The organism is Lysinibacillus sp. NPDC096418 (genome assembly GCF_044762775.1).
Classification (GTDB): Bacteria; Bacillota; Bacilli; order Bacillales_A; family Planococcaceae; genus Lysinibacillus.
Genome location: NZ_JBIWEY010000067.1, coordinates 1 through 3,024, shown reverse-complemented (window position 1 = coordinate 3,024; position 3,024 = coordinate 1). Strand labels below are relative to the sequence as shown.

Below are 3,024 nucleotides of genomic sequence, written 5' to 3'. Positions count from 1 at the left end.
CCAACTCCACCTACAGTAACAGGTGATTTACTAGGTCGAGTGACGGTTGATAGTCTAAATATCCGTAAAGAAGCGAATTCGACGTCTGCGGTAGTAGGCAAACTAAGTAAGGGAGATTACGTACAAGTGAACAGTATTAAAGAATACTGGGCACAAGTTACGTTCGAAGGGCAAACAGGGTATGTCCATAAATCTTACGTAAAGTTATTAAATCAATCTGGTAATCCTTTAAAAGATCGTATTATTATTATTGACCCAGGTCATGGTGGTAAGGATAAGGGAACTATCTCAGATTCTATTTACGAAAAAGATATTACATTAAAGGTCAGCACATTAGTTAAGCAAAAGCTTGAGGATGCTGGTGCAAACGTAAAGATGCCACGTACAGGTGATACGTTCCCAACACTACAAGATCGGGTTGACTTTACAAACGCCAACTATGGTGAAATTTTTGTCAGTATACATGTTAACGCTGCAGGGAACAAATCTGCACAAGGAACTGAAACTTATTATGCCATTACAGCTGGGGATGTGTATCAAGAAGATATGGACCTTGCCAAGCTTGTCAACGATCAAATTGTCAATAACTTAGAAATGAAAAACCGCGATATCAAAGAAAGCAAGTACTATGTAATTGCTAACACTAACATTCCTGCTATCTTAGTCGAGCTAGGCTTCCTGTCAAATATTGAAGATCGTGCTAAATTGACAGATGATCATTATATAGAACTATTTGCCGAATCTATCTATCAAGGAATTTCGCAATACTACGCAAAACAATAATACAAAACTCAATGAACTACCCCGTAAAGGTTAGACACCAATCTAACCTTTTACGGGGATTTTTTATGGGGTGCAGCCACCACTTCTAAAGTTCACCAGCAATTTTTCTCAAAAGTAAAGAAATTTTTAGCGCAGGCTGTTGAAGAAGGCGTTAATTAGAAATCATGCAATGACTTCTGTTCGTTTAATTAGTCTGTATATTACAAACCGACAACGGTGAAAAGCACAGGTACTCAATTCATTTTGAATCTGGGCTTCATTGTCTAATTTATTAATTACTTGACTATTCTATTGTAGAGACAGGAGTGAAAAAATGAATGATATAAGCTACCTACAGATAGCCATTGAAACTGTTATAACTTTTTTTGTCCTTCTAACTCTTACACGCTTTTTAGGAAAAAAACAATTAAGTCATCTAACTTTTTTTAACTATGTAACAGGAATAACAATAGGTTCGATGGCTGCAAATATGGTTGTTCTTAGTACAAGGGATTACACAAAAGATTTACTCAGCCTTGTAATTTGGTGTTTACTTACGACAATTCTTAGTTATATAAGTCTAAAGTCTGGGGAAATTAGAGTCATCCTTGATGGCCAACCTACAATCATTATTAAGCATGGAGAAATAGATAGAAAAGCTCTAAAAAGAACAGGTGTTAATATCGATGACTTAACGATGATGATTAGGCAATACCAAACTTTTTCAATAACAGAAATAGACTACGCTATTCTAGAACCAAATGGTAGACTTAGTATTCTCAAAAAGCCTGAATTTCAAGGAACACAAAAAAGTGATTTGAAAATATATCCTTCTACACCAGCTTACTTACCAATTGAAATAATTACTGATGGAAAATTATTACCTAAAAATTTATTGGAAGTTGGTAAAAGTAGAGATTGGTTAGAAAAAGAATTAAGTAAGGCCAATATAATAGAAGTAAAAGAGGTATTTTATGCTGAAATTCAGTCCGATGGAAGTTTATTTATACAAAAATTTTAAACAAAAGTGACCAGAGATTAATGGATGGATCAATTGCAAGTGAATTTTAAAAGTTCGAAAAACATTTCGTGTTAAATTGTATTATTAAAAAAACTTTCCTTAGTATAACGGGTTCTGTTTTCGAGTACAAAACTCTAATAAACACTATAAAAAGGATATCGAATCGCAATGATTTGGGTATCCTTTTTTATTGATATAAAGCGCCTTTTTAACAATTTTCATACGAATTGGTATATCAAATCGCATTAATAAAGTTACATTATAGAAAGTTCTATAACGATGCGAATACATAGTCTTTTTTTCGCTCGAATTAGTTAATGTGTTAATTTAAATGGCAAGGAACTATATTCAACTAACGAAGCAGTTTAGTTGAAGAGTGTTGTTTAACTTATTGTTCAACAATCGGGCCAGATTGTGGAATAACAACTTTTTATGTAAGATTACCAAACGACACTTTGGTAATGTTTTTAGGTATTCGTAACAATTGATGGAATACCCAATTTAATTATTATTGATTACTACATAATTTACTCAAATTGTTCAACATACTTATTTCCAACGAATAGGAAGTAAGTCATTTATAGCGAGTATAGTATCGTCTTTTAAATTACTTCATACTTATGGTTATAATCATTAATTTGACAAATAAATTCTCTACATCTTCCGCAAGGAGGTATTATTGTCGTTCTTATAAACTGCAATAACTTTTTTTATTCTACTTTCTCCATCAGTAATCATAGCAGCTATTGCTGCATGTTCTGTACAAAATCACATTGAGCAAGGAGTATCTATACATACCCCTTTATCTACCTTACCGTTCTCGCATAAAATTGCAGCAGTATCAGAACCTGCATAAGAATTTTTTGAAATTTGTTTTGGATTTAAGGCACTCTTTACACTATTGTATAGTTCTTTAAATTCCATAATCTCCATCCCCATCAACCTCAATTACTACATGAAGTGGAACAATTGTCGATTGGAGTCAGCAGGACTCTTTGGGGAGCTTGAAATATGACTGAAGGCTAAGATCGTCACATTGCTAGGCTCATCGAACACACCCAGAAATCAATCCCAAGTTATGATAAATAGCCTTTTTTTAACTTAGCGAGATTATTTATACATTTTTTGATTTATAGCTATACTTGTTATAAGGAGCATTCCTGTTAGAAGGATTTTCAGGGGCTTGAAATAGAGAAAGCCCTCTTGTATGATGCATGAGTGTCAACGCCTAAATTGACCCA

The 3,024-nt window shown here is 33.6% G+C and carries 3 protein-coding genes; 2 read left to right on the top strand and 1 reads right to left on the bottom strand.

What is annotated here, in order from left to right:
• The coding region (locus ACIQZG_RS24165; protein WP_402758657.1) for an N-acetylmuramoyl-L-alanine amidase family protein at positions 1 to 783 on the top strand (783 nt) is incomplete at its 5' end.
• Between the two features lie 313 nt (positions 784 to 1,096).
• Positions 1,097 to 1,783 (top strand): DUF421 domain-containing protein, encoded by a 687-nt coding sequence (locus tag ACIQZG_RS24160; protein WP_402758656.1) that lies wholly within the window; start codon positions 1,097 to 1,099, stop codon positions 1,781 to 1,783.
• A 768-nt stretch (positions 1,784 to 2,551) separates the two neighbouring features.
• On the opposite strand, the gene ACIQZG_RS24155 is transcribed toward ACIQZG_RS24160, so the two are convergent.
• Entirely contained in the window at positions 2,552 to 2,707 is a 156-nt protein-coding gene (locus ACIQZG_RS24155; RefSeq protein WP_402758654.1) for a hypothetical protein, read from the bottom strand.
• Positions 2,708 to 3,024: the final 317 nt, after the last annotated feature.

Bases quoted from the DNA above. Each gene is read 5' to 3' on its own strand.
- ACIQZG_RS24160 (WP_402758656.1), top strand. From the start codon at position 1,097: ATGAATGATATAAGCTACCTACAGATAGCCATTGAAACTGTTATAACT.
- ACIQZG_RS24155 (WP_402758654.1), bottom strand. From the start codon at position 2,707: ATGGAATTTAAAGAACTATACAATAGTGTAAAGAGTGCCTTAAATCCA.